The sequence below is a fragment of the Roseovarius marisflavi genome (assembly GCF_900142625.1).
GTDB classification, from domain to species: domain Bacteria; phylum Pseudomonadota; class Alphaproteobacteria; order Rhodobacterales; family Rhodobacteraceae; genus Roseovarius; species Roseovarius marisflavi.
Map to the genome: position 1 here is coordinate 209,996 of NZ_FRBN01000002.1, position 23,593 is coordinate 233,588.

Annotated in this window: 26 protein-coding genes and 1 tRNA gene; 8 read left to right on the forward strand and 19 right to left on the reverse strand. The window is 58.9% G+C overall.

The genetic code is table 11. The features are described 5' to 3' along the window. Window positions 1-24 precede the first annotated feature (24 nt). From BUB78_RS03345 to BUB78_RS03385, 9 genes are all read right to left on the reverse strand, one after another. A complete protein-coding gene (locus BUB78_RS03345) occupies window positions 25-1,461 on the reverse strand; it encodes a DUF6880 family protein (protein ID WP_073195225.1) in 1,437 nt (478 codons plus the stop codon). 342 nt (window positions 1,462-1,803) lie between these two features. After that, window positions 1,804-3,000, reverse strand: coding sequence for a tyrosine-type recombinase/integrase (locus BUB78_RS03350; RefSeq protein WP_073195025.1), 1,197 nt, complete (start codon window positions 2,998-3,000; stop codon window positions 1,804-1,806). A 187-nt stretch (window positions 3,001-3,187) separates the two neighbouring features. Beyond that, window positions 3,188-3,262 (reverse strand) — tRNA-Phe (locus BUB78_RS03355). A 78-nt stretch (window positions 3,263-3,340) separates the two neighbouring features. After that, window positions 3,341-3,523 (reverse strand): DNA gyrase inhibitor YacG, encoded by a 183-nt coding sequence (locus BUB78_RS03360; protein WP_073195027.1) that lies wholly within the window; start codon window positions 3,521-3,523, stop codon window positions 3,341-3,343. Beyond that, on the reverse strand, window positions 3,523-4,545 hold the full coding sequence (locus BUB78_RS03365; protein ID WP_073195029.1) for a ribonuclease E/G: 1,023 nt from the start codon (window positions 4,543-4,545) through the stop codon (window positions 3,523-3,525). The genes BUB78_RS03360 and BUB78_RS03365 overlap by 1 nt, the downstream gene beginning before the upstream one ends. Next, the gene (locus BUB78_RS03370) at window positions 4,542-5,120 is read right to left on the reverse strand and encodes a Maf family protein (RefSeq protein ID WP_073195031.1); all 579 of its coding nucleotides are present in this window, start codon (window positions 5,118-5,120) and stop codon (window positions 4,542-4,544) included. The genes BUB78_RS03365 and BUB78_RS03370 overlap by 4 nt, the downstream gene beginning before the upstream one ends. A 14-nt stretch (window positions 5,121-5,134) precedes the next feature. Beyond that, entirely contained in the window at window positions 5,135-5,353 is a 219-nt protein-coding gene (infA, locus tag BUB78_RS03375; protein ID WP_008186030.1) for a translation initiation factor IF-1, read from the reverse strand. A gap of 80 nt (window positions 5,354-5,433) precedes the next feature. Next, window positions 5,434-6,318 carry a carbon-nitrogen hydrolase family protein gene (locus BUB78_RS03380; protein WP_073195033.1) on the reverse strand — a complete coding sequence of 295 codons (885 nt, stop codon included), beginning with the start codon at window positions 6,316-6,318 and terminating at the stop codon, window positions 5,434-5,436. Between the two features lie 92 nt (window positions 6,319-6,410). Next, window positions 6,411-7,145, reverse strand: coding sequence for a maleate cis-trans isomerase family protein (locus BUB78_RS03385; protein WP_245813342.1), 735 nt, complete (start codon window positions 7,143-7,145; stop codon window positions 6,411-6,413). A gap of 164 nt (window positions 7,146-7,309) precedes the next feature. On the opposite strand from BUB78_RS03385, the gene BUB78_RS03390 reads away from it, so the two are divergent. Then, window positions 7,310-8,467 (forward strand): M24 family metallopeptidase, encoded by a 1,158-nt coding sequence (locus BUB78_RS03390; RefSeq protein ID WP_073195038.1) that lies wholly within the window; start codon window positions 7,310-7,312, stop codon window positions 8,465-8,467. A gap of 3 nt (window positions 8,468-8,470) precedes the next feature. Beyond that, window positions 8,471-9,265 carry a carbon-nitrogen hydrolase family protein gene (locus tag BUB78_RS03395; protein ID WP_073195040.1) on the forward strand — a complete coding sequence of 265 codons (795 nt, stop codon included), beginning with the start codon at window positions 8,471-8,473 and terminating at the stop codon, window positions 9,263-9,265. Window positions 9,266-9,283: 18 nt separating this feature from the next. Here the strand turns inward: BUB78_RS03395 and BUB78_RS03400 are convergent, their stop codons facing one another. The 3 genes from BUB78_RS03400 to BUB78_RS03410 all read right to left on the reverse strand — a co-directional run bounded on the left by BUB78_RS03400 (window position 9,284) and on the right by BUB78_RS03410 (window position 12,743). Then, a complete protein-coding gene (locus tag BUB78_RS03400; protein WP_170865011.1) occupies window positions 9,284-10,324 on the reverse strand; it encodes a hypothetical protein in 1,041 nt (346 codons plus the stop codon). Between the two features lie 170 nt (window positions 10,325-10,494). Continuing rightward, window positions 10,495-12,123 (reverse strand): AMP-binding protein, encoded by a 1,629-nt coding sequence (locus BUB78_RS03405; protein ID WP_073195043.1) that lies wholly within the window; start codon window positions 12,121-12,123, stop codon window positions 10,495-10,497. A 146-nt stretch (window positions 12,124-12,269) separates the two neighbouring features. Next, window positions 12,270-12,743, reverse strand: a complete 474-nt coding sequence (locus BUB78_RS03410; protein WP_139279238.1) for a hypothetical protein — start codon at window positions 12,741-12,743, stop codon at window positions 12,270-12,272. Between the two features lie 457 nt (window positions 12,744-13,200). Between BUB78_RS03410 and BUB78_RS03420 the strand changes: the two genes are divergently transcribed. Continuing rightward, the gene (locus tag BUB78_RS03420; protein WP_245813343.1) at window positions 13,201-13,839 is read left to right on the forward strand and encodes a helix-turn-helix transcriptional regulator; all 639 of its coding nucleotides are present in this window, start codon (window positions 13,201-13,203) and stop codon (window positions 13,837-13,839) included. A 23-nt stretch (window positions 13,840-13,862) separates the two neighbouring features. On the opposite strand, the gene gatB is transcribed toward BUB78_RS03420, so the two are convergent. Both gatB and BUB78_RS03430 read right to left on the reverse strand, forming a co-directional pair. Continuing rightward, complete coding sequence (gene gatB, locus BUB78_RS03425) at window positions 13,863-15,374, reverse strand: Asp-tRNA(Asn)/Glu-tRNA(Gln) amidotransferase subunit GatB (RefSeq protein ID WP_073195227.1); 1,512 nt, start codon at window positions 15,372-15,374, stop codon at window positions 13,863-13,865. A 135-nt stretch (window positions 15,375-15,509) separates the two neighbouring features. Continuing rightward, window positions 15,510-17,021 (reverse strand): hypothetical protein, encoded by a 1,512-nt coding sequence (locus BUB78_RS03430; protein WP_139279239.1) that lies wholly within the window; start codon window positions 17,019-17,021, stop codon window positions 15,510-15,512. An 85-nt stretch (window positions 17,022-17,106) separates the two neighbouring features. On the opposite strand from BUB78_RS03430, the gene lepA reads away from it, so the two are divergent. Continuing rightward, window positions 17,107-18,906, forward strand: a complete 1,800-nt coding sequence (lepA, locus tag BUB78_RS03435; protein WP_073195053.1) for a translation elongation factor 4 — start codon at window positions 17,107-17,109, stop codon at window positions 18,904-18,906. 1,106 nt (window positions 18,907-20,012) lie between these two features. Here the strand turns inward: lepA and BUB78_RS20610 are convergent. Beyond that, on the reverse strand, window positions 20,013-20,168 hold the full coding sequence (locus tag BUB78_RS20610; protein ID WP_170865012.1) for a hypothetical protein: 156 nt from the start codon (window positions 20,166-20,168) through the stop codon (window positions 20,013-20,015). A 176-nt stretch (window positions 20,169-20,344) separates the two neighbouring features. Between BUB78_RS20610 and BUB78_RS03445 the strand changes: the two genes are divergently transcribed. After that, complete coding sequence (locus tag BUB78_RS03445; RefSeq protein ID WP_073195056.1) at window positions 20,345-20,854, forward strand: PhnA domain-containing protein; 510 nt, start codon at window positions 20,345-20,347, stop codon at window positions 20,852-20,854. 101 nt (window positions 20,855-20,955) lie between these two features. Continuing rightward, window positions 20,956-21,198, forward strand: a complete 243-nt coding sequence (locus BUB78_RS03450) for a hypothetical protein (protein ID WP_073195058.1) — start codon at window positions 20,956-20,958, stop codon at window positions 21,196-21,198. Between the two features lie 4 nt (window positions 21,199-21,202). On the opposite strand, the gene BUB78_RS20225 is transcribed toward BUB78_RS03450, so the two are convergent. Next, window positions 21,203-21,319, reverse strand: coding sequence for an entericidin A/B family lipoprotein (locus BUB78_RS20225; protein ID WP_139279240.1), 117 nt, complete (start codon window positions 21,317-21,319; stop codon window positions 21,203-21,205). 141 nt (window positions 21,320-21,460) lie between these two features. Here BUB78_RS20225 and BUB78_RS03460 point away from each other — a divergent pair, with 141 nt between their 5' ends. Beyond that, on the forward strand, window positions 21,461-21,646 hold the full coding sequence (locus BUB78_RS03460) for a CTP synthetase (protein WP_073195061.1): 186 nt from the start codon (window positions 21,461-21,463) through the stop codon (window positions 21,644-21,646). 13 nt (window positions 21,647-21,659) lie between these two features. On the opposite strand, the gene BUB78_RS03465 is transcribed toward BUB78_RS03460, so the two are convergent. Further along, window positions 21,660-22,415, reverse strand: coding sequence for an alpha/beta fold hydrolase (locus BUB78_RS03465; RefSeq protein ID WP_073195064.1), 756 nt, complete (start codon window positions 22,413-22,415; stop codon window positions 21,660-21,662). 90 nt (window positions 22,416-22,505) lie between these two features. Here BUB78_RS03465 and BUB78_RS03470 point away from each other — a divergent pair, with 90 nt between their 5' ends. Continuing rightward, on the forward strand, window positions 22,506-22,880 hold the full coding sequence (locus BUB78_RS03470; RefSeq protein WP_073195067.1) for a hypothetical protein: 375 nt from the start codon (window positions 22,506-22,508) through the stop codon (window positions 22,878-22,880). 84 nt (window positions 22,881-22,964) lie between these two features. On the opposite strand, the gene BUB78_RS03475 is transcribed toward BUB78_RS03470, so the two are convergent. Next, window positions 22,965-23,408, reverse strand: a complete 444-nt coding sequence (locus tag BUB78_RS03475; RefSeq protein ID WP_073195070.1) for a group III truncated hemoglobin — start codon at window positions 23,406-23,408, stop codon at window positions 22,965-22,967. Further along, window positions 23,408-23,563 (reverse strand): hypothetical protein, encoded by a 156-nt coding sequence (locus tag BUB78_RS20615; protein ID WP_170865013.1) that lies wholly within the window; start codon window positions 23,561-23,563, stop codon window positions 23,408-23,410. Before BUB78_RS20615 ends, BUB78_RS03475 begins: the two co-directional genes overlap by 1 nt. Between the last annotated feature and the right edge of the window lie 30 nt (window positions 23,564-23,593).

Here is a 23,593-nt window from a genome sequence, read left to right on the forward strand (position 1 = left end):
CGCAAATACCCGGAGGGCGCGCGCTTAGCCGTCCACCAGGGACCAGAACCCGTATTTGCGGCCATGTTTCTGCCGAAGCGCTGCGACAAAACCCTCATGCGTCTGGACTGCACGATAGTCGGTGATCGCCTGCTCCGACGCCTGGCATTCGGCCAGATGGCGCGCGGCATGGCGGTAGCGCGTGGATTTCGCACCCTTCAGCGTGTCCTCGACCATCGCGCGGCGCAGTAGCGTCGCGGCCAGCGGGTGGCGCGCGTCCAGCGCCTCTGCGCCCTGGGTCAGCGTGGTGTAGTTATCGCCGTCCAGCTCATCGGCGCGCGCCAGCACAACCCGCGCGGCCCGGTCAAGAGCGGGCCAGTCGACTAGGAAACTGATCGCCGCGCCGAGGCGAGGATAGGCTTCGACAACATCGAGCGCCTTTTCCTCGGCCTCGACGTCGTCAAAATCCGGCAACAGCTTGAGGTATTTGCGCAAGGCGCGCGCGCTCAGACCCTGCTCGAACGCGGTCCAGAGATGCGCCTTCAGTTCATCCAGCTTGCCCAGACGTTTTAGGCAATCTTCATAAACCTCATCAAGGTTGGAATTGAACCTCCGGAAGGGGGTATCCGCCTCGCGCGCCATGCACCGTCGAAGAATGTCGTAGGCTTCCTGAACGCGCCCCGCGTCGATCAGACGGCGCGCCACACCGGAGGCGACGGTACCATAGGTCAGCTGCTCGGCCGAGTAGCGAGCCATGTAGGCATCGACATCACCCTGCGCATCGGCCACATCGGCAAGGATGATCGAGCAGGTTGACTGCTTTGCGCGGCGCACGGAGTCTGCGGGCGACGAGGACAGGCCAAAGCGTTCATACGCAGCCAGCTCTTCCGGTGTCGGCGGCGTGTCGGCCCATGTCTTGGTGATCTGTTTGAGATGCTCCAACCCTTCCGGACCAAGCGCCTCTGCTGTCTCCTGGATAATGCCGTCAAATTCGCCATAGCCCGCATCGGCGACCGCATCGAGGATCCGCTCGGCCAGCGTCTGCGGGTTGATCGTGACCCGGGGCGCCACCTGCCCGATCATCGTTACCGCCTCGCTAAACACATCGCCTACCGAACCGTTGCTGTCATCTGTGCGCTCATGGATCGACGGGGCGAGTTGCAGGAAGGACCAGAGAAGCTCGAACGCCTCGCCTGCATCATGCGGCGCGATCACCGTCTCGATCTGGGCCAACAGACTGTTCAGATCCTTGACCAGCGCACGCTGCTTGCGCCAGTCGACATAGCTTCGCGACCGACGCAGCGACGCAAACCGCTTGCGCAGATCAGCGACCACCTCCTTGGGGCCCTGTGCTGCGCTCAGTTCCATCCGGGCGCGACGCTGCAAGGCCGCAGACCCCTGCACCAGCTCCATCACCAGCTCAGCAAGCTTGGGCGCGCCAAGCCTTTCGAGATTGGCTTTGTTCAGTGTTTTCTTAGACATCGCGGTCACTCGGGATCAGTTCCGAGGAATCGTATCCGAAAATCACCTTGGATGACAGAGTGCCGCCGTCGAGCCGGAACATTGATTTCATTGAATATTTGTTGTGCGACTCGTCAAACGTTGACGTGGCGTTGACATGGAATGCGGACAAGCAAAAAGCCCCGCGAGATGCGAGACCTAAGGCTTTGGTATTATTCGGTAAATTTGATTGCGGGAGTAGGATTTGAATCTACGACCTTAAGGTTATGAGGCAGACACGCAACATATGTCCGTTTGTGGATGGCTGTCGGCAGACGATCTACGAAATCGAAATGGGGGCGCATTTGATCATAATAGCTTCAATCAGGGTCCGTGTAACTGGTCGAGAAAGCCACCATACCATTGCATCATTTTGGTTCGATCTTGCAGGTACTCCGCCGAATTATAAGCCGCGCGGATCTTATTGCCTTCAACATGCGCCAACTGACGCTCAACCCAATCACGGTTGAAGCCGTTTTCGTTCAGATGCGTTGAAGCGATGGTTCGGAACCCATGTGTTACCATCTGCTCTTTCGTGTAACCCAGCCGACGCAACGCGGCGTTCATCGTATTCTCGCTAATTGGTCGCCCCTTCGAACGAAGGGATGGGAGAATAAGTTTTTCCCGCCCAGTAATGGTTTGTATTGCCCGAAGAATTTCAACGACCTGGGTTGAAAGAGGGACAATGTGGGGTCGTTGCATTTTCATGCGTGCCGCCGGGATAGTGAGACGTCCCGTCTCCCAAGATACATCACACCATTCCGCGTACCGAATTTCGCCAGACCTTAAGAAGGTATAGGCGGCAAGTAGAAGGCCTGTTCGGGTTGTGGGATCCCCTTCAAAGCCTCGAATAGCGCGAAGCAGTTCTCCGATCTTTTTTGGTTCTAGCACGGCCGGATGATGAGAACGCTTTGGGACTGTAAGCGCGTCGCGCAAATCCGCGGCAACATCACGCTCCGCTCTGCCTGTTGCGATGGCGTATCTGAATACTTGGCCACTTACGCTTCTAAGACGAGTTGCGGTTTCGTAGGTTCCCTGCGCTTCAATTTCTCTCAAAACAACCAGTAGGTCAGCAGCAACGATATCCCAGACTGGTAGATGACCCAGCCCTGGGTAACTCTTTTCGAGAAGCCATTGCAGTTTGTTCAGTGTCGCCTTTGAAGCACCCTCACGCCGACGCTTGTCCCACCATTCCCTACTCACGTCCTTCCAAGTGGGGGTTGCCTCAGTTTGGGCTATTTTAGGCTTCGCATTACGTTTTTGGACAGATGGGTCGACACCCTCCGCCAAAAGAGATTTCGCCTCATCACGTGCGGATCGCGCCTTGGCAAGACCTACAATCGGGTATCGACCTAGACTAAGAAGTTTTTGTTTTCCATCGTAACGGTACGCCAAGCGCCACAACTTCGAGCCACCTGTTGTGATCAACAGATGAAGCCCGCCACCATCGCTCTTTTTATAGGGCTTCGCAGCAGGTTTAAGATTCTTAATTGCGGTGTCTGTAAGCGGCTTTGAGGACATGATTTGTTGGTATTATCTTAGGATTTGTTGGTATTGTAATAGCGCCCCACCAAAAATACCAACAAATATACCAACAAATACCTGGGATGCGGTGGCTCTCAGCGGAACGCGCTGGCACTACCCTTATGAAAATAACCATATAAATAAGGCATTTTGGGGCTAATTGGGTCTACATTGGAAGATATGATGGTGCCCGGGGGCGGAATCGAACCACCGACACGAGGATTTTCAATCCACTGCTCTACCCCTGAGCTACCCGGGCACGGGGAACGCATCAGCGTTCGGGTGATGGCCTTCTAGGCGAGGCAAAGCGGGGTGTCCAGAGGCTTTGATTAAAAAATCAATGTGGTTTCTGACGTTCTCGCGAGATCGCCTCAATTGCCTTTTCAATATCCTCGGGATCGGTCGAGGGAACGGCGTAGTCGCCGGAAAACCATTTGCCAAGATCGACGTCGGCGCAGCGCCGCGAACAGAACGGGCGATACTTGGTCTCTGTGGGTTTTTTACAGATCGGACAGGCCATCACAGCACCTCTGCAAGCGGCAGGCGGTCGCGTTTGCGCTGCAATTCGAAATGGCCCAGAGGGGTCCAGCCGACAAGGGTGGTTTCAACCGAATCCTGACGGAACGCGGCGCGCAGTGCGGTTTCGAACTGGCGGCGATCCTTCTTGGGCATCGGCGCAAGATCAAGCGTGATCTGCCCACCGAGACCGCGCAGGCGCAACTGGCGTGGCAGATCGCGGGCGGTGGCAAGGTTGGCCTTTAGGCCCGCCGCAAGGCTGGCATCGCCGCCGGTATTGACGTCCACGGCGACAAGGGCGCGGGTCGGCTCGATGAAGTAGGACGCACCGCCCGTCAAAGGCGCCTGTGGGTCACTCAGCGCCTCGACCTGATCAAGCACGCCGTGCTCTGCGAAACAGCCCTCGGCGGTGACCACCTCGGCCGCCTCGGTCCAGTCGCGCCAGGCCAGAACATGCGGCCCGTCGCCCTCGGTCAGCTTTTCGGCGCCCTCGCCGGTGGCATCGGCCAGAACCGCCGCCGCCAGATCAAGCATGGCACGGATATCTTCGGCGATCTCATCGGCCTCGGCGCCCTCGCAGGACGAGCGCAGTATAAGCCCCATATCGCTATCGACCATCTCGCCGTGCGCGATTTCCAGAAGCGAGTCGCGGACCGCCTCATCCTTGATCGAGCGCGAAATGTTAAGACCGGGGGCCGAGGGCGTGATGATGGCATAGCGGCTTTTGAACAAAAGTTTCGCGGTCACCGGCAGGGCCTTGCCGGGCTCGGCGTAGCCCGTGACCTGCACCAGAATCGGCTGACCGGGGGCGAGACCCTTGATCTGGCGCAGAAAGGCCGAGCCGTCGGGCGTGCGCAGGAACATACCGCCCTGCCCTTTGACCGGCCGGTCGGCAATTGCGCGATAGATCGCGCCGGGGCGCGGATGCTCCGAATCAATCAAAAGATCGCTCAGGCGGCCATCGATCATCAAAGCGGCGGCCTCAAACCCGTTAACGTGGTCAAGAGCGATGGTGCGGCCCTTCATGGCAGATCCTTATAAAGCGGATAGCCGGCCGCGCGCAGCAGGCCAGCGGTTTCACAAATCGGCAATCCAACGACAGCGCTGAAAGAGCCCTGAATCCAAGGGATTAGCGCGCCTGCCGGGCCTTGGATGCCATAACCGCCCGCCTTGCCCTGCCAGTCGTTGGTGGCAAGATAGGCGTTCAGCTCTTCGTCGGAAATCTGTTTGAACTTGACGGTCGTGACAACATCGCGTTCCCAGACCCGATCACCGCGCCGTACCGCGACGGCGGTGATCACCCGGTGACGACGCCCCGAGAGCATCAACAGAAATTCCGCCGCCTCGCCCGCGCTTTCCGGCTTACCGAGGATTCGGCGGCCAAGCGCCACGGTGGTATCGGCCGAAAGCACGATCTCATCCTCATCGGCCCTGACCGCCAATGCCTTTTCGCGCGCCATGCGTATGCAATACGGGCGCGGCAATTCGGCTTTGCGAGGGGTCTCGTCAATGTCAGGCGGGCGGATATCAGCCGACACAACCCCGATCTGCGCCAACAGATCCCGGCGGCGCGGGCTACCCGATCCGAGAATCAAACGCATGCAATATCAATCGCTTACTTGAAGCGATAGTTGATCCGACCCTTGGTCAGATCATAGGGGGTCATTTCCACCTGAACTTTATCGCCGGCCAGAACGCGAATGCGGTTCTTGCGCATCTTGCCTGCCGTATGAGCGATGATCGTATGGCCGTTTTCCAGCTCGACCAGGAATGTCGCATTCGGCAGGAGTTCCTTAACGACACCGGGAAATTCGAGCAGTTCTTCCTTGGCCATGGTATCTCCATAATTTTCATCCGCCCATTCGCGGACAGACGCCTAAATGGCGCTATTCCCGGTTTTTTTCAAGGCTATAATCACGATATTCGGTGATATGTGGCCGCCACGTCGCGGCCCGCCTGTTCGGACCAGTGTTTGCGGTTCAAAACCACGCCATCGGCGCGCACATGGGCAACGCGGCCAAGGTCAACCTCGGCCAGGGTCCAGCCGGGGGTGTTGAGCGTGCCCTCGCCAATCACGCCGGTAGGCGGAAAGCCGGTATCGGGCGGGCCAAAAATGCCACCCATGCCGGTGTTTTCATCCACCGCCGGCGACCACGCGGCATTCCCCACGGTTGACGCCATCACCGTGATGCACTGGGTTTCAAGCGCGCGCGCCATCGCCCCGATCCGCACCCGCCAATAGCCCGCCAAGGCCTCGGTGCAGGATGGCACGAGGATCAGGTCGGCCTCGCTTAACCCACGGGCGAGCAGGGGAAATTCGGCATCATAGCAGATCAGGATACCGATCTTGCCAAGGCTGGTCTCGAAGATTTGCAACGGCCCACCGGGCACCACGCCCCAGATCTCACGCTCGAAGCGGGTCATGATCTGTTTGTCCTGTGCTCCGCGCCCGCCGTTGGGCGAAAACAGCCGCGCGCGGTTGACCGGGCGCGCCCCCAGCGCAGGATCAAACACCGGCGCCGAGGCCGCAAGAATATGCAGGCCATAGCGCGCCGCCAGATCGGCGTGAAGGTCATCGGCATTGCCAATCAACCCCGACACCGCATGCAAAGACCGCTCAAGATCGCCCGCGATCTCTGGCCCGGCGAGCATGGCAAGCTCCATCGCGCCATATTCGGGGAAAACCGCCAGATCGGCGCCCTTGGCGGCCGCATCGGCCACCCAATCGGTGATCTTGGCGGCGTAATCGGCCCAATTGGTCAGCGGATCAAGCGGATAGGCGGCGGTTGCGATCTTCATGGTGATCTCCGGGCAGCAGGCAAAAAGACATTCACCTTGCTCGATACAGGTTCAGGGCCGCACAGTCGAGCAGGTCACCCGGCGCAATGGCCCTAAAAGTCGCGCAAAAGCGATCCGTATCCCGCAATCCGGTCGCTGACACCGGCCCGGCGCAAGACGTCCCACATCATCGCCTGATTTGACGAAATCACCCGCTTGCCAAGCCTTTGTTCCAGCGCATCCAGCATGTCGATCGAGCGCAGCGCACCGCAACTTATGAACAGGGCATCGGCATCGGGGCGATCCACGCGGGCGGCAAAATCTGCGATGAAATCAGGCCGCACCCGGATCATGTCGCTGTCTTTTTTAAGGTTCAGCCCCTGGATATTGACGATCTCAAAGCCCGCGTCGGTCATATAATCCGCCTCACGCCGGTTGATCTCGTCCAGATAGGGCGTGGCCACCGCGATGCGGCGCGCGCCGATCACGCGCAACGCCGCCATGACCCCGGTAATAAGCGATGTTGGCTCAGCGTTCGGGGCGCCTTTGCGCAGCTCGGCGAAAACCCGGCCTTCGCCGATCACAAGGCTGCCAGAGGTGCAGGCGTAACAGATCACGTCAAGACTTCCGTCCGGCAGGATGCTCGCCGCCGCCTGCGCCAGATCATCGGCCTGCGCGCGCAGGGTGTCCACCGTGATCGAATCCGGGATCGGCGCGCGGGTGAAATGTAGCCCGACGCCGGGCGGGCAGAGCGTGAACATGTCATCCTCGATGGTCTGCTCGGTCGCAAGCAGCACAAAGCCGATTTTCGCGCGCCCGTGACGGCCCTCGTCAAAGGCGGCACTCATGTCCTGTACCTGGCTATGCTGTATACACATCTAGGATAGAACTCCATATAAACCGACTTATTGCCGTATTGACGTCATATGTGTACACAGCTTACTCAAATACGGCAAGCGCCGTGACGGCCATGCGATTCGGCCCCACTGCCCCCGCAACAGGAGATCCCGTGATGCTTGAAGAAGCCAAAATTCGCACCCAGGCCCTTCAGGCACGCATGAAGGATGAGGGCATTCAAAAAGCGGTGTTCACCGACGAAAGCTCGATCGCCTATCTGGCCGGGTTCTGGGGTTATCTGGGCATCGAATTCGGCCGCCCGACCATGCTTGTGGTCGATGCCGATGACGCGCCGGTGGTCATCACCCCGCTGATGGAATCCGAAATGGTCGCCGCGATGACCTGGGTCGAGGATGTCCGCACCTGGGAAGACATGGGCCAACGCACCTGGGCGCGCGCCCTTGCCGGGGCTTTGGGCGACAAGCCAGACGCGATTTATATCGAGCGCAACACCATCCCGGCGATTGTGCGCAACCACCTTGATGACACCTATCCCGGCGTCCCGCTCAGGGATATCTCGCCCGTTCTCGGCGCGATGCGCACCGTCAAATCACCGTTCGAGATCGGTGTAATGAAAGAGGCCGGGCAAATCGCCGGCGCGATGATGGCCGCCGCCCACAACAGCCTCGCCGAAGGCGCGCCGGAATATGAATCCGCCCTTGCCGTGATCGAGGCCGGATCGCGCAAAGCCGCCACCTTTCTGACCGCAAAGGGATGGGACCGCTTTGTCTCGCCGATGATCCACAACCTGCAAATCCTGCAAAGCGGCGCCGATGCCTCGATGGTGCACCGCCGCGCCAGCGTCAAAGCCTACGAGAAATTCGACCCGGTCTATTTCTGTTTTTGCAACATGGCGCAGTTCAAGCAATACAAGCTTGGCTTTGACCGGATGTTTCATATCGGCGAGGTCAAGGACAAGGACCGCAAAGTGCAACAAGCCGCGATTGATGCCCAGCAAGCCGCGATTGCCGCGATCCGCCCCGGCGTGATCGCCGAAGACGTCGCCGCCGCCGCCAATGCCGTCTACCGCGAACGCGGCTTTGAAACCGGCTATCGCACCGGGCGCTCTATCGGGGTGGCCTATCTTGAAGCGCCCGAACTCAAGGCGGGGGACAAGACCGTGCTGCGCGCCGGCATGACCTTTGCCGTCGACGGCGGGATTTCGGTCGATGGCGTGACCGCCGGACGGATCGGCGATTCAATCGTCGTCACCGAGACCGGGGTTGATTATATCACCCAATACCCGCGCGAAATTCTGTTGAGCAAAGGCTAGGTCATGGCCGACGCCACCCTTCGCGTTGCCGTCGCCCAGTGCACGGGCGCGCTTGACGGGGCCGAGGCCCGCCTTGCCTGGCTGTCAGAGATTTTGCATGCGCGGGGCGACGCGCCGCTTGATCTGATCGTGCTGCCCGAGTTGTTTCAATGCGGCTATAACATCGGTGGTCTTCTGGCCGCGCGTGCCGAGGCCCCGGACGGTCCCTTTGCGCAGGCAGTCGCCGATCTGGCCAAAACCCATAACACCGCTATTCTCTATGGGTACTCTGAGGCCGGGCGCGATGAGCTTTATAACGCCGCGCAATGTATTGACCGGACCGGTCAATGCATCGGACAGCATCGTAAGCTCTTGCTGCCGCCGGGGTTTGAGGGCGATCATTTCACCTCTGGCACCGGCTGCGAGATGTTCGAGCTTGGCGGCTTCACAGTCGCCACGCTGATTTGCTATGATGTCGAGTTCCCCGAAAACCTGCGCCATGTGGCACTTGCCGGGGCCGATATCGTCGTGGTGCCGACCGCGCTTGGCGCAAGCTGGGGCGTCGTGTCGGAAAAAGTCGTGCCGACGCGCGCCTTCGAGAACGGCGTTTACCTCTGTTACGCCAATTATTGCGGCACAGAGAATGGTGCGGCATATTTTGGCGGAAGTTGTCTGATTGGCCCTGACGGCAAAGACCTTGCGCGCGCCGCACAAGACCCGACGCTGATCGAAGCGACGCTTGCCAAATCCGCTGTCTCGGCGGCGCAGGCGCGTTTGCCCTATCACAGCGACCGGCTTCGCCTGCCTTGGGTGAACTGAGCGTTTGCGGGTTTTCCTTTAGCCAACGCAGATCGCCTGAAGCCGCAACCAATCCTGATCGCTTAGGATGGGCGGTGGTGGCGGCGCGTCTGCAAAAGGATCGGCCTCGATCAAAGGCAAGACGGTTTCACCTGTGATATCAAGTGCATAGGCATAGGGCGTGGCGCGGATTTCCCAAGTGCGAAAGCCTGTCAAAAGAGCCTCTGGATCAAGCGGATCAGGCGGATCGGTCAACAGCGCCTCGGCATGGGCGCGCAGGGCCTCTTCGGGCAAAGCGCCGGTCGTAAGCAGGCGCAAGCTTGCCGATATCCCGCCCTGCGCCAAAAGCCTATCCAAAGGATCGCTGCCCTCGGCGCGCCGGTAGGCCGCCACGATATGGCCCGCGACGACGTCAGGCTCCTCATAATCCTCAACCAGCGCCGCATTGATCAGCACCGTCCCACCCGGCAGGCGTAAAGCGCCCGCAACGCCGCCCCGCACCACCAGAAACCGCACCGCGCCCGCCGCCTGTGGCGCAGGCAGACGCTTGGCCAGTTCAGCAAGCGCCGCCGCCCCGCCGGGGCCGCGACAGGCCGGGCCGGTGACCTTTTGCAAATGCTCAAGAAGGGACTGTCCGATCTCGGCGCGTTTGACGGCGGGCACCACGACAAGCGCATGTTTGCGCGCCGCTCCCGGCAGCCAGAACACCGCCAGCGCCACCACAGCCGCAAGGCTGGTCAGAAACCCGACAAGACGCAGCCGCCCGGGGCGTGGCCGCTGGCGCGAAATTGCCGCACGCAGCTTGTCGATGGCCTCGATCATCTGGACCTCATCCTCGGGCACCTCAAGGGTTTCACCGGGGTCACCATCGGGATGGTAAATCGCCGGATGCGCCCCCGGATTGGAGCGCGCGATGGCCGCCAGCGACCAATGTGCAAGGACCCGGTCACGGGTGTCGGTGATGGTCAGCGTCGCCTCGCCGACCGAGGCGATCACATCGATGCGCTGCGCCTCGGGCGTGGCCCGCCAGAGGGCTTGCGCCTCAAGCCGCTGGTATTTGCTGAGTGCTGTCACTGTCATCCGGGGGCTGCCCTGCCTCTTTGCACAAAGATTAGCACGAGCCGGGCGGCGCGGGCAATCGGGCTTGGTCATGCGTTCGGTGAATGGCCAGCCGCGTGGCGATGCAGGCCGGGTATGAGTATTTATGGAAAGATGAAAGAGCGCGGGCGCGCGAGCGAAGGGCCAGGCGATCAGAGCGCGCGGGCGATCTGGCGCAGCTCGAACTTCTGGATCTTGCCGGTCGAGGTTTTGGGCAAGTCCTGAAACACCACCGTCTTGGGCGTCTTGAACCCGGCAAGACGTTCGCGGGTAAAGGCAATCAGTTCGCTCTCAGAGGCCTCGGCGCCATCTTTCAGCTCGACAAAGGCGCAGGGCGTTTCGCCCCATTTGTCATCCGGCTTGGCCACCACCGCGCAGAGCAGCACCGCCGGGTGGCGCATCAGCACGCCTTCGACCTCGACCGAGCTGATGTTTTCGCCGCCCGAAATGATGATGTCTTTGGCCCGATCCGCGATCTGAAGATAGCCATCGGGATGTTGCACCGCGATATCGCCCGAGTGGAAATAGCCGCCCCGAAACGCCTCTGCCGTGGCCTCGGGGTTTTTCAGATAGCCCTTCATCACCGAATTGCCGCGGATCATGATCTCGCCCTGGGCGGTGCCATCCATCGGGATCTGGGTCATGGTCTCGGCGTCCATAGCGGTGATATCTTCCATCATCGGCATCAGGACACCGGTGCGGGCCTTGATGCCATACCGCTCGTCCTCGGGCAGCTCATTCCAGGCCTCTTGCCAGAGGCATTCGGTGACATGACCATAGGTTTCGGTCAGCCCGTAGACCTGGGTAACACTAAAACCAAGCGGTTCAATCGCGGCCAGCGTGGCAGCGGGCGGCGGTGCGCCAGCGGTGAAAACATCAACGACATGGTCAAAGCTGCGCCGATCCTCCGGCTTGGCGTTGACGATGGCATTTAGAACGATCGGCGCCGCGCCAAGATGGGTAACCCCCTCATCGGCAATCGCGCTATAGATCGCGCGCGCTGTTACATCGCGACAGCACACGACGGTGCCGCCCAGCATCGGCATAAGCCAGGTGTGGTTCCAGTTGTTGCAATGAAACAGCGGGACAATCGTCAGGTAGCGCGGATAGCGCGGCAAATCCCAGCTTACGACCGTGCCCATCGTCATCAGGTAGGCGCCCCGGTGATGACAGACCACGCCCTTGGGCCGCCCCGTCGTGCCCGAGGTGTAATTCAGCGCAAGACTTTCCCATTCGTCGCCGGGCATGATCCAGTCAAAGTCAGGATCGCCCGAGGCCAGCAACGCCTCGTATTCCATATAGTGACCGGCGCCATGCACGCCCGCCTGATCATCGGACACCTCGATCACCTGTGGCGCGGGGCCCTCCATCATCTCGATCGCCTGCGCCAGAGAGGGCAGGAACTGCGGATCACAGAGCACCGCGCGCGCCTCGCCGTGATCAAGGATATAGGCGATTGTATCGGCTTCCAGCCGGATGTTGATCGTGTTGAGAACCGCGCCACAGGCGGGCACGCCGAAATGCGCCTCGGCATGGGCGGGAATATTGGGCAGGATCGTCGCCACCACATCGCCCGGCGAAATGCCAAGCTTGACCAGCCCCGAGGCCAGCCGCGTACAGCGCTCGTAATACTCGGCGTAGGTTTTGCGAAAGCCGCGATAGACCACCGCCTCGCGATCCGCGAATACATGCGCGGCACGGCGCAGATGCGACAGCGGCGTCAGCGGCACGAAATTGGCCGACGTCCGGTCAAGCCCGGTTTCATCCTTCATCCAGCCCATCGCGCTCTCCCTGATTCCCTGCGTCGTGAGTTGGGAAAGAGTATTGATTTTGCGCAGCCTTTCAAACGGCAATCACGCACACTCTGGCATCGCATCTCTATGCCGACCAAACCTGGCGCCGCCGCGGGGCCGTGACAACCTTGATGTCAGGCGTCGGGAAACCGCTCCAGAGCCTCGAAAAACCGTGGCAACTGATCATGTTTCGCGAATTCCACAGCCCAGTGATTGGCCTGCCCAGACAGCGCCGGATCACTTAGCGGATCAAGATTGCAATCGACGATCCCGACAAAATGCCGATTGCCAATGTCTTCGATAATGCGGCCCAGGGTGCGCACGATAAAGCTCCGGCGCGCCGGGATCTGGTAGTGCGCGCACATTTCCATGGTTGGCGACCCAATGAGAATAATCGGGTCCTGGGCGAAAGATGCGACATACCACGATGCCATATCTCCGCAAAATGTGGTCCACGCGTTCAGTGCATTAAAAATCTGGTCCTCAAGGAGGATCGGCAGCGACGACCCACATAGCTCAAACCGGTCTGGTCGTGCCACATCATAGCCCATGGCCGCCAAAAGAACTTCGCCGTTGCTCAGCGCCCGACGCATGTCTGTGTCTTTCATAACAGACGCCATCACACAGCCGGAAACACGTCTGAGCCCGCAAGTCGGCCCAATGGCCCGACCACGTCAATCTCCGGGCGCGCGCGCCATAAATGCGACGCTCTTGCGGCTAAGTTGACGGATGAGATCACTTTAATCCTGTCCTTCTGCAACAGAGCCGTCGGCAAGTCGCCCCCAGCGACACGCGGGGGCATTTATAACCTGCGCCTGCAACCAAACCCTGTCGATGGAAATTGGACAACCCGCACCATTTTCCAACCTATGGTTAGAATTCAACCCTAAAACTAACTTAAGGTTAGGTCTTTAAGCAAAGCCATGAATTAACTGTCCTGAGATTACATTTACATGAAGCGCCGTTCGAAACCGACCTTCGATCAGACTATACTTTCGCATAGCCCGCATATTATCCTACGGCCTCTGAGTGGATTTCGAAACGTCTATGGGGATTAACGCAAGCATGGTGGCAAACGCGGCTATAACGCCTACGGCAGCGGAACTGTTTCAGGACTCTTTGGACATCATCACCAGCATTGGCACTGAAGGATACTTTGTGATGCTGAACCATGTGCGCATGGGCCCGGAGTTTATCCAGAGTAGCTTTTCTCAGGACTGGCAGGCAGAATACGATCAGAATGCCTATCATCTTCGCGATCCGACCTTTCTCTGGAGTCTGGCCAACAATGGCACCCGCAGATGGTCTGAAATCAGGATCCCCGATGCCTGCGGCGTGATGAAAAGGGCCCGGCGCTATGGGCTTATCTTTGGTGCGGTGTTCAGTCAGGGAAAGGCGACCAAGAAATCGGTTCTAAGCGTCGCGCGGGATGACCGCGAGCTGAACGATAAAGAAATGACCGTACTGGCGGATTGGTTTGATCAATACGTGATCGCCTGTAACAACAAACAGCCGTTTTCGGTCAAAGAGCTGAATGTGCTTCAGTGCCTTGCCAACGACATGACCGTCGAAGAGGCGGCCACGCATTTGAACATAAGCGCGTCGGCGGCCAAGGCCCGCCTGAAAACCGCCCGCGACCGGCATGGCGTCAAGACCAACACCCGGATTGTGGCCACGGCCCTTAGATCAAACCTGATCGCCTAGGGCCGTGCCGTGCGATATCCGCCTCAGAGACCCAGCTTTTGCGCGATGATCTCGTTCACGGCCTTGGGGTTGGCCTTGCCGCCGGTGGCCTTCATCACCTGCCCGACGAACCAGCCCGCAAGCTTGGGGTTGGCCTTGGCCTTTTCGACCTGCGCGGGGTTGTCGGCGATGATCTGATCCACGGCGGCCTCGATGGCACCGGTATCGGTGACCTGTTTCATGCCTTCGGTTTCAACGATCTCGGCCGGATCACGACCCGTGGTATAGGCGATCTCGAACACGTCCTTGGCGATCTTTCCGCTGATCGCATCCGAGGCGATAAGATCAACGATCCCACCCAATTGCGCCGGGCTTACCGGGCTTTGAAGGATATCCAGATCATCCTTTTTCAACCGGCCAAACAATTCGTTGATCACCCAGTTCGCCGTGAGCTTGCCATCGCGTCCCTGCGCGGCCTCCTCAAAAAAGGCGGCATTGGCCACATCGGCGGTCAGCACGCTGGCGTCATATTCGCTTAGCCCGAACTCTTTGACAAAGCGGGCCTTTTTCTCATCCGGAAGCTCTGGCAGGCTGGCCGCGATGCCATCGACCCAGGCCTGCTCGATCTCAAGCGGCAAAAGGTCGGGATCGGGGAAATAGCGGTAATCATGCGCCTCTTCCTTTGAGCGCATGGACCGGGTTTCGTTCTTGTCGGGGTCATAAAGCCGGGTTTCCTGCGTCACCGCGCCCCCGCCCTCGACAATCGCGATCTGGCGGCGGGCCTCGACCTCGATCGCGGCCTGAATAAAGCGCATCGAGTTCATGTTCTTGATTTCACAGCGCGTGCCGAGATGCGCGAAATCCTGGGTTTCCATGTATTTCTCGTATTGACCGGGCCGACAGATCGACACGTTCACATCGGCGCGCAGGTTGCCGTTTTGCATATTGCCATCGCAGGTGCCCAGATAGCGCAGGATCTGGCGCATCTTGGTGACATAAGCGGCGGCCTCTTCGGGGCCGCGAATATCGGGGCGGCTGACGATCTCCATCAGGCAGACACCGGTGCGGTTAAGATCGACAAACGACATCGTCGGGTCCATGTCGTGGATGGATTTGCCGGCGTCCTGCTCCATGTGAATCCGCTCGATCCGCACAAGCCGCGCGATCCCCGGCGCCATATCGACCAGAATTCCACCCTCACCGACAAGCGGGTGATAAAGCTGTGAAATCTGATAGCCCTGCGGCAGGTCGGGGTAAAAGTAATTCTTGCGGTCAAACGCCGACCAGAGGTTGATTTTCGCCTTGAGGCCAAGGCCGGTGCGCACCGCCTGTTCGACGCAGAATTCGTTGATCACCGGCAACATGCCCGGCATCGCCGCATCCACAAAGGCCACGTTCGAATTCGGCTCGGCGCCAAATTGCGTCGAGGCGCCGGAAAACAGCTTGGCCTTCGAGGCAACCTGGGCATGCACCTCCATGCCGATCACCAGCTCCCAATCATGTTTCGCGCCTGCGATCACGCGCGGTTTGGGCGCTTCATAGGTCAGGTCCAGCATCATCTCGCTCCGGGTTTGTCAACGCCCGCGTTTTAGGACAGCCCGCGCGAGGGGGCAAGCCGGAAAGGGATTTGCCAATTGCCGGGATCAGCTGTTCCGGTATGCGTAGGGTGGGTGAAACCCACGCGTGTCCCGCTAGAACAACCCAAAGCCTAATTTCACAAGTTCCCTCAGCATCAGTGCGATGGCTGTGGCCTTATAAGCCGCCCCTTGGTCAATCCGGTGAACAACCTCGGCAGCCTTCAAATGCAACGCAATTTTTGCGACCCGGCTAAATATCCGCGTTGCTTCATCTGCGCCCGGAAGTGGCGGCGCTCCGCTTGGCAAAGGCAGCGTTGCATCATTGATAAGTTGTGGAATGTCATGCTGCCACTCTTCGGCCAAACCCGCCTCGGATATTGCTACCAGCATGGGCAGGGCATCTTCCAGCGTTTCCTTGCCACCCTCGGGCAGCTCGCGGATCACCTGTTCGTTCAGGATTTTCCGGTTCTCGGCGATATCCGCATGAGTGGCCCGTATCGCCCTAGCTCCCTCCTCAACAGCCGTCTGCAAGGCGAGGTTTTCCTCGCTCGGCGGCAATTCATCGTTCAATATTTGCCGGGTTAGTCCGCGATGCACGCTGACAAAGCTCATTTCGATCTGCTGCGGGTCATTGCCGTATTTGGTGAATACCCGGCGCAACACCCGCACCTCGCGCGCATTGCCATGCAGGCCGTTTGAGGGGCTGGCGAGAACATCCTCAAGCGCATCGCTCACCTGAGATAGCGTGGCGCCCAAAAGGTCAGGCTTTGCGATCTCTACGGGGACTGTGAAAAACTTTGCCGTGTCGGGGTTGAATTCCACCCGCTCTGCCTGCGGGGCTTTCTCGGCGAGGAGCTTTGCCCTGATCCGCTCAATCTCCTCGGCGACGGCCTCGGGCCCAGCCTCCCACGTTGCATCGTCAATCAGGGCAACACGGCGCTGGAGACCCCAGTCCATGGGGTTGCCGTCTAGGAAGCCTTGGTACCATTCGACCCAAATGTCCCAATAGGTTTCCTGCTCGTATCCCTCGAAGGTAGCTCGGGCGCTTAGCATTAGGTACTTCGACCAATTAGTGTTGTTTTCGTCTGGCCAAACTGGTTTCTTGAGTCTGGCTTTTACCCCGTATTTATGCACCTCGTCTAAGTCGTCCAATGCAAGTTGGAATAGTTCCTCGGCCACATTGCTCGAATATGACAAAAGCGACTGCTCTTCATTTTCACCAACAGAAAAGGTTGCCGTCGCGATACCTTGAGCCGCACGTTTTACCGACAAAGTGAGCAAATTTTCGCGACCCGATGATTTGTAAAGCCTGAGCAAACGGATGGAACTTGACCAAAGTAAATGTGCTACTTCTAGTGTCGCACCAATTTCGTAAAACCTATCAAGATCGAATTGATCCTCAACACTTTCGTCGTGAACAACAAAGTCAGGAGGAATTTCGTTAATACCGTGTAGGCACAACCGCATGTTTTCCAGTGCGGTTTTTTTGTGGATCAACTTGATTGGACCCTTGGGCAGGAATGCAAGAGAGACTGAAAACGTGCGCAAACATGCCAAAGCGGCTAGTGCTTCTTTCGTTGCCGCTGGAATTAGTTCGAAAGCTTTTTCGTTTTTAGGTATCTGCACCACTATACATCACTCAATCTGGCTTCGCCCATTTTGGCACCGTCCCACCTTGACCAACCCCCAAATCCCATACATATCCCAATCCATGACAGACCTCGCACATATCCGCAATTTTTCGATCGTGGCACATATTGACCACGGGAAATCCACGCTGGCTGACCGGTTGATCCAATCGACCGGAACGGTACAGGACCGCGATATGAAAGAGCAGATGCTTGATGCGATGGATATCGAGCGCGAGCGCGGGATTACCATCAAGGCCAATACCGTGCGCATCGACTATAAGGCGCAGAACGGCGAGACCTATGTTCTCAACCTGATCGACACGCCGGGCCATGTTGACTTTGCCTATGAGGTCTCCCGAAGCATGCGCGCCGTCGAGGGCAGCCTTCTCGTCGTCGACAGCACGCAGGGCGTCGAGGCCCAGACCCTTGCCAACGTCTATCAGGCGATTGATGCGGGTCACGAATTGATCCCGGTGCTCAACAAGATCGACCTGCCGGCCTCGGAATGTGACCGTGTGGCCGAACAGATCGAGGATGTGATCGGCATTGACGCCAGCGGCGCGATCCGGGTTTCGGCCAAGACCGGCGTCGGCATTGCCGAAACGCTTGAGGCGATTGTCGCGCATCTTCCGGCCCCAACCGGCGACGCAAACGCGCCGCTCAAGGCGATGCTGGTCGATAGCTGGTACGATTCATACCTCGGCGTGGTCGTTCTGGTGCGGATCATGGACGGTGTCCTGAAAAAGGGCGACCGGGTGCGCATGATGCAGAACGGCTCGGTGCATTCGGTCGAACGCATCGGCGTCTTTCGCCCCAAGATGGAAAAGGTCGAGAGCCTTGGCCCCGGCGAAATCGGCTTTATCACCGCCTCGATCAAACAGGTGCGCGACACCAAGGTCGGCGACACCATCACCCATGACAAGGCCCCCTGCGCCCAGGCCCTGCCCGGCTTCAAACCCTCGGTGCCCGTGGTGTTCTGTGGCCTTTTCCCGGTCGACAGCTCGGAATTCGAAGACCTGCGCGATGCGATTGAAAAGCTGGCGCTGAACGACGCAAGTTTCAGCTACGAGATGGAAACCTCGGCCGCGCTTGGCTTTGGCTTTCGCTGCGGTTTCCTTGGCTTGCTGCACCTCGAGGTGATCCGCGACCGGATCGAGCGCGAATATGATATCGAGCTGATCACCACGGCGCCCTCGGTGATCTATCACGTCTTCATGAAAGACGGCACGATGGAGCCGCTGCACAACCCCGCCGATATGCCCGACCTGACCTATGTCGATCATATCGAAGAGCCGCGCATCAAGGCGACTATCCTTGTGCCCGATGAATATCTCGGCGATGTGCTCAAACTCTGTCAGGATCGCCGCGGCATTCAGCTTGACCTGACCTATGTGGGCGGGCGCGCGATGGTGGTCTATGACCTGCCTCTCAACGAGGTGGTGTTTGACTTCTATGATCGGCTGAAATCGGTAACCAAGGGCTATGCGTCGTTTGATTACCAGATGGAAGGGTATCGTCAGGACAACCTCGTCAAGATGTCCATTCTGGTCAATGACGAGCCGGTCGATGCCCTGTCGATGATGGTGCACCGCGACCGCGCCGAGACGCGCGGCCGTGCGATGGTGGAAAAGCTCAAGGAGCTTATCCCGCGCCACATGTTCAAAATCCCGATTCAGGCGGCCATCGGCGGCAAGGTCATCGCCCGCGAGACATTGTCAGCCATGCGCAAGGACGTGACCGCCAAATGCTATGGCGGCGACGCAACCCGCAAGAAAAAGCTTCTGGAAAAGCAGAAGGCCGGGAAGAAGAAGATGCGCCAGTTCGGGAAAGTGGATATCCCTCAGGAAGCGTTCATCTCGGCGTTGAAGATGGATTCGTAGGGTGGGTGAAATGGGTTTGGGCTTGCCAAACCCATTTCGATCTTATTTCTCTTTTCGAACGCCCTTAAATGGCGTTTTACTAGACGTTTTAACATCCATAAACCGTCCAGTTTGCGTGTCCCGCTTCACATAGTTGCCAGCGGACGTCTTTGTTTGCGAACGTCCTTTGACCATACCATTGCGGTGGCCATCGCCCGAAGGTGGATTAGTAGCCATTATAAGCCCTTTCCTTATTGCGTGTGACAAGTGTTGGAACAGTAAAAACAACCGTTAACTTGGCTATAGTGTTGCCTAGCAGCAGTCACAGCCGGCCCACAGCTTAAGAAATCACTGAGATAGATGCGATTTTCCGGTTGCGGCATCCAGCTACAGCCAGGCGTATGCACCTCGTGATCACCATTCGCCTGAGCGTTCTTGTTTACGTAATAATAAGCCATTTTTGGCCTCCAGTAGTTGTTTTTCTGAAGGCCGCTTGACACTATGTTCGTGGACTGAAACTGTCCTAATTGCCATCCGAACGACTGCAGCGACCTTCGGGTGCTTGCAGTACCGGAAAGCCGACGCCGCCTTGGTCGCCACCTTGGCGGCGTCAACGACTCATCCGATAGTCTGATCAATTGTCTGGAAGCTTCATGTACAAGTCAAGAGACATTCCGCAAATTATAGCGGAGCGCCCCTTTATCTTGTTTACATGGAGTGAATACACACTCGATGTGGTAGTTGTCAACAGGTTTAGCCACAGGCTTCGCTAACAAAAGGTGGATATCTGGTGGCTAACGCACGAAAACCACAAAATATTGATTCGCAAATTCTTAAGCAATCGGTTTGAGTGCTCGCGAAATCACCTAGAGGTGGTCGCGAAATTTCGGACCAGTTGTCCTCGAGCCTTTTAACCGCTACTCGTCAGCTAAACGTTTTCAAGTGTGCCCAATCTCCGATTGGGCAGCGCCCGAACCGCCCCCACGGGGCGGGCGCTTCTCGCCCCCCCTCGGTTCGGGCGCGGCTTATGTAACTAACGCATCGCTTGACCTTTATCGCGACCGGGCTCCGCCCGTTCACGGCTGAAATGGTCCCCCGGACCATTTCCTAGACGCCGTTCACCCCCTTTAAAATATCCCGTCACCGCCCTGTTTATCCTCGCTCGCCTTGTCGACGGCCACGGCTGTGCCTGCGCCCATGCCGGCGATGACCAAGGGGGCACAGCCCGAGAGGGCAAAGCTGCTTAGGGTGAGGGTCAGAAGGACCCGAAGTTTCAGTTTCATATGCGTGCTCCTGAGGGACAAAGATCAATCTTGCACAGTCTTAGCACAGCCGCTCGTGCATGCCATCACCCATACGCGTAGGGGGGCCACTTTTGGTATCACCGCAAAGCGTGGGTTTCACCCACCCTACAATCGGCCTATACCGCGCCCAGATACCAACATTTGGATACCCCGATATGCCCTGCGCGCTTTGTTCTGCCGATGCCCCGCTTACCCCCTATGCCGTCACCGGCGGCCCCGAGGGGGCCAGCGTCGAGATTTGCGGCACCTGCGAGGCGCAGGTCAACGGCACGCCCGAGCCCGATCACTGGCGCGCGCTTGCCTCGACCATGTGGTCCGAAGACACCGCAACCCAGGTCATGGCCGCCCGGATGCTGGCGCGCCTTTCCGATCAGGACTGGGCCCGCGACCTTGCCGATCAGCTCTGGCTTGATGACGACACCCGCGCCTGGGCCGAGAACGTGCCGCAAACCAGCGATCACAAGGACAGCAACGGCGTGCCCCTTGCGCAGGGCGACACCGTGGTTCTGATCAAGGACCTGGTGGTCAAGGGCGCCAATTTCACCGCCAAGCGCGGCACCGCCGTGCACCGCATCTCGCTTGTGCATGACAACCCCGCCCATATCGAGGGCCGGGTCGAGGGCCAGCGGATCGTGATCCTGACCGAGTTCGTCAAGAAGCGCTAGGCCATTTCTTGCCGCCAACGCCCCGCAGGTCGCGGGATTGCATGAACGCTGAGCCATTGCATGCCAGAGTATCGCATCCGTCACCCAAAAGGAGAGATGCTATGAAACGCCTTACACTTGCCGCAGCCCTGTGCCTGATGTCGGCGCCAGCCTTTGCCTTTCACTGCCCGATGGACATGGCCGAGATTAATGCAGCCCTTGCAGCAGGAACACCCCTGTCCGAGGCTGAGTTGTCCGAGGTACAGAGCCTGAGGGCCGAGGGTGAAACGCTGCACAACAGCGGCGTTCATCAGGGGTCAGTGGATACGCTGGCCAAGGCCAAGGCCATTCTGGGCATCAACTGACCCGTCAGACCGCCTTGTCGAGAGCTTCCCCGGTATTTTGCAGATCACGGCCTGCGCCTTTGATGGTTTCGCAGGCCGTGAGGGCCAGACAGGCGATGAGGCCAAGGGTAATAAGTCGCATTATGGTTGCTCCGGTCAGGGTATCTGGCAGCTTATAGCTGCCCTCAGCGCCGTGATATAGCAGTGCTGACATGGATCAAAGCAGATTGCGTGGGACCTCGCTAGAAGTGGTGGAAATACGCCATCATTGAACGGAGTCCCCATGCTGCAACTTGGATTTATCCTGCATCTCTTCATCGGTTCCACCCTCGCCGGAGTGGCCGTAATCTCGGCGCTGGTCATGGGGCACGATACCATGACCCCGATCCTGATCGCTGCGGCGCTTGGGTTTCTGATTGCCATTCCGGTGACCATCCTGGTGACCAAGATGCTCTATGAGAACCGGTAGGACCCAGGACAGGTCACCCAAGCCAGGTGCGCACGGCCGCCTCGAATTCACGCGGCTTTTCGGCGTGAAGCCAATGGCCCGCACCGGGAATCTTGGCAAACTGCGCCGCCGGGAACAGGGCCTTGATCCGGGGGCGGTCTTCGCGTTTGACATATTCCGATGTCGCCCCCGACACGAACAGGGTCTTGCCCTCGTAAGCCGTTGAAAAATAGGGAAAACCAAGGATGTGCGCCATATCCTTCTCCAGCACGTCAAGGTTCAGAAGCCAGCGCTTGTTCTTGACATCAAGCGCCTGAAGAAAAAACGGCACGAGGTCAGGGTTGTCCACCAGCGGCAACAATTGATCGCCCGCGTCCGAGCGTTTGGTGATCCCGCTCAGATCCACCGCCTGCATCGCCTTGATGTAATGGATCTGGGTGTGCTCATAGGCCACCGGCGCGATATCGGCCACGACAAGACGGTTCACAAGCTCGGGCCGCGTCAGCGCAAGCACCATCGCCGCCTTGCCGCCCATCGAGTGGCCAAGCACGTCATAAGGCCCCTCAAGATGCTCAAGAACCTCGGCAAGGTCCCCGGCCATATCGGTATAGGAATGCGTGTCCTGCCAGGGGCTTGCGCCGTGGTTGCGCATATCCACCGCGACCACGTGCCGGGTATCGGACAGCCGCTTGGCAATCACCCCCCAATTGCGCCCCGAGCCATAAAGCCCGTGTACGATAAGCAATCCGGGGGCATCGGTGCGCACCCCATGTTCGATCATGTTCAACATGCCCCCTGAATATCGCCTCAAACCGCCAAGGACCAGCCCTATTGAGCGGCGCGCGCCAAGCGGCTAGACTGCGCAAAGGAGAACACCCACGTGATCGACACCCAGGATTTCAACACCCGCCTTGAGCGGCTGCAAACCGCCCTGCGCGAGCGGATGCGCCTGCGCGGGCGCACGCTTGAGGCGCAATTGCGACGTGCCGGGCGTCGCCTTCCCAAGCGGCAACGCCGGGCCGGGGCGATCGTGCTTGGCGCACAGGACTGGATGGCCCACCCCAAGCTTGCGCGGGTGCTGGACATCTCACAGGTCAACACCGCCTTTGCCGACCTGCACGCCCATCTCGACGGCATCGACCCCAAGGAAGACCGCAAGACCGCGATCCTGCGGCTCTTGGGCGGCATGGTCCTGAACCTTGCCTTGCTGGTGGTTCTGCTGGTTCTGCTGATGAGGTGGCAAGGCGCCATGTAAGCGCTGATGGGCGCCTATGTTGTCTTGAAAACAGCGAAATGACGGAAACACCAGACGTTCGGACAGCAGCCTGCAACGCGGCTTTCACTCTCCCGACTGCGCCGGAACAGGAGCTTTCTTGGTCAATGCCTCGCCCAAATAGGGCATTTGGGCCTTGCCGTCTTGCTGCGGCAACCCATAGCTCAATCCGCGCCCGATCCGGTGGACAAGCGCCGACCAGGCCTGTGCCAAGGGCGGTGACAACTCTTGCTCCAGCACCGCGTCAAACAGCGACAGCCAGACAGCAAAGTGCTGGGTCTTGACGTTCCCCGCCGCCACGTGGGCCTGCATCGGGTTGCCATCATAACAGCGTTGCAGCAACAAGGCGTTACGCCAGAACCGCCCGATCTTTTCTTCATGCGCCGGCCAGTCTGTTATATGCGCGGCAAAGATTGGCCCAAGCGCGGGATGCGCCCGAACACGCGCATAAAATTGCAACACGACCCGGTCGATCTGCGCCTCTGTGACAGGGATGCGCGGAGGCATCATCAAACCACGACGACCCAGACGACAAGCAGGCTTAGCACAAGATAGACAAGTGTGTTCACCATCCAGCGGATCAGACCCGCCTCGCCTTCCGGGTCAACCCCAAGACGTTCGCAGGCTTTGGTTCCGGGCCATAGAAATGCTTCAGGCAGGGTCATTGGGTCAACTCCTTAATAGGTATTTATGTT

Bases quoted from the DNA above. Each gene is read 5' to 3' on its own strand.
- gatB (WP_073195227.1), bottom strand. From the start codon at position 15,374: ATGCTGGACCTGACCTATGAAGCGCCCAAACCGCGCGTGATCGCAGGC.
- BUB78_RS03400 (WP_170865011.1), bottom strand. From the start codon at position 10,324: ATGACAGTGACAGCACTCAGCAAATACCAGCGGCTTGAGGCGCAAGCC.
- infA (WP_008186030.1), bottom strand. From the start codon at position 5,353: ATGGCCAAGGAAGAACTGCTCGAATTTCCCGGTGTCGTTAAGGAACTC.
- BUB78_RS03420 (WP_245813343.1), top strand. From the start codon at position 13,201: ATGGTGGCAAACGCGGCTATAACGCCTACGGCAGCGGAACTGTTTCAG.
- BUB78_RS03380 (WP_073195033.1), bottom strand. From the start codon at position 6,318: ATGAAGATCGCAACCGCCGCCTATCCGCTTGATCCGCTGACCAATTGG.
- lepA (WP_073195053.1), top strand. From the start codon at position 17,107: ATGACAGACCTCGCACATATCCGCAATTTTTCGATCGTGGCACATATT.
- BUB78_RS03345 (WP_073195225.1), bottom strand. From the start codon at position 1,461: ATGTCTAAGAAAACACTGAACAAAGCCAATCTCGAAAGGCTTGGCGCG.
- BUB78_RS03385 (WP_245813342.1), bottom strand. From the start codon at position 7,145: ATGAGTGCCGCCTTTGACGAGGGCCGTCACGGGCGCGCGAAAATCGGC.
- BUB78_RS03360 (WP_073195027.1), bottom strand. From the start codon at position 3,523: ATGGCCTGTCCGATCTGTAAAAAACCCACAGAGACCAAGTATCGCCCG.
- BUB78_RS03465 (WP_073195064.1), bottom strand. From the start codon at position 22,415: ATGTTGAACATGATCGAACATGGGGTGCGCACCGATGCCCCCGGATTG.
- BUB78_RS03370 (WP_073195031.1), bottom strand. From the start codon at position 5,120: ATGCGTTTGATTCTCGGATCGGGTAGCCCGCGCCGCCGGGATCTGTTG.
- BUB78_RS20610 (WP_170865012.1), bottom strand. From the start codon at position 20,168: ATGAAACTGAAACTTCGGGTCCTTCTGACCCTCACCCTAAGCAGCTTT.
- BUB78_RS03460 (WP_073195061.1), top strand. From the start codon at position 21,461: ATGCTGCAACTTGGATTTATCCTGCATCTCTTCATCGGTTCCACCCTC.
- BUB78_RS03475 (WP_073195070.1), bottom strand. From the start codon at position 23,408: ATGATGCCTCCGCGCATCCCTGTCACAGAGGCGCAGATCGACCGGGTC.
- BUB78_RS20225 (WP_139279240.1), bottom strand. From the start codon at position 21,319: ATGCGACTTATTACCCTTGGCCTCATCGCCTGTCTGGCCCTCACGGCC.
- BUB78_RS03390 (WP_073195038.1), top strand. From the start codon at position 7,310: ATGCTTGAAGAAGCCAAAATTCGCACCCAGGCCCTTCAGGCACGCATG.
- BUB78_RS03405 (WP_073195043.1), bottom strand. From the start codon at position 12,123: ATGGGCTGGATGAAGGATGAAACCGGGCTTGACCGGACGTCGGCCAAT.
- BUB78_RS03365 (WP_073195029.1), bottom strand. From the start codon at position 4,545: ATGAAGGGCCGCACCATCGCTCTTGACCACGTTAACGGGTTTGAGGCC.
- BUB78_RS03350 (WP_073195025.1), bottom strand. From the start codon at position 3,000: ATGTCCTCAAAGCCGCTTACAGACACCGCAATTAAGAATCTTAAACCT.
- BUB78_RS03410 (WP_139279238.1), bottom strand. From the start codon at position 12,743: ATGAAAGACACAGACATGCGTCGGGCGCTGAGCAACGGCGAAGTTCTT.
- BUB78_RS03445 (WP_073195056.1), top strand. From the start codon at position 20,345: ATGCCCTGCGCGCTTTGTTCTGCCGATGCCCCGCTTACCCCCTATGCC.
- BUB78_RS20615 (WP_170865013.1), bottom strand. From the start codon at position 23,563: ATGACCCTGCCTGAAGCATTTCTATGGCCCGGAACCAAAGCCTGCGAA.
- BUB78_RS03395 (WP_073195040.1), top strand. From the start codon at position 8,471: ATGGCCGACGCCACCCTTCGCGTTGCCGTCGCCCAGTGCACGGGCGCG.
- BUB78_RS03450 (WP_073195058.1), top strand. From the start codon at position 20,956: ATGAAACGCCTTACACTTGCCGCAGCCCTGTGCCTGATGTCGGCGCCA.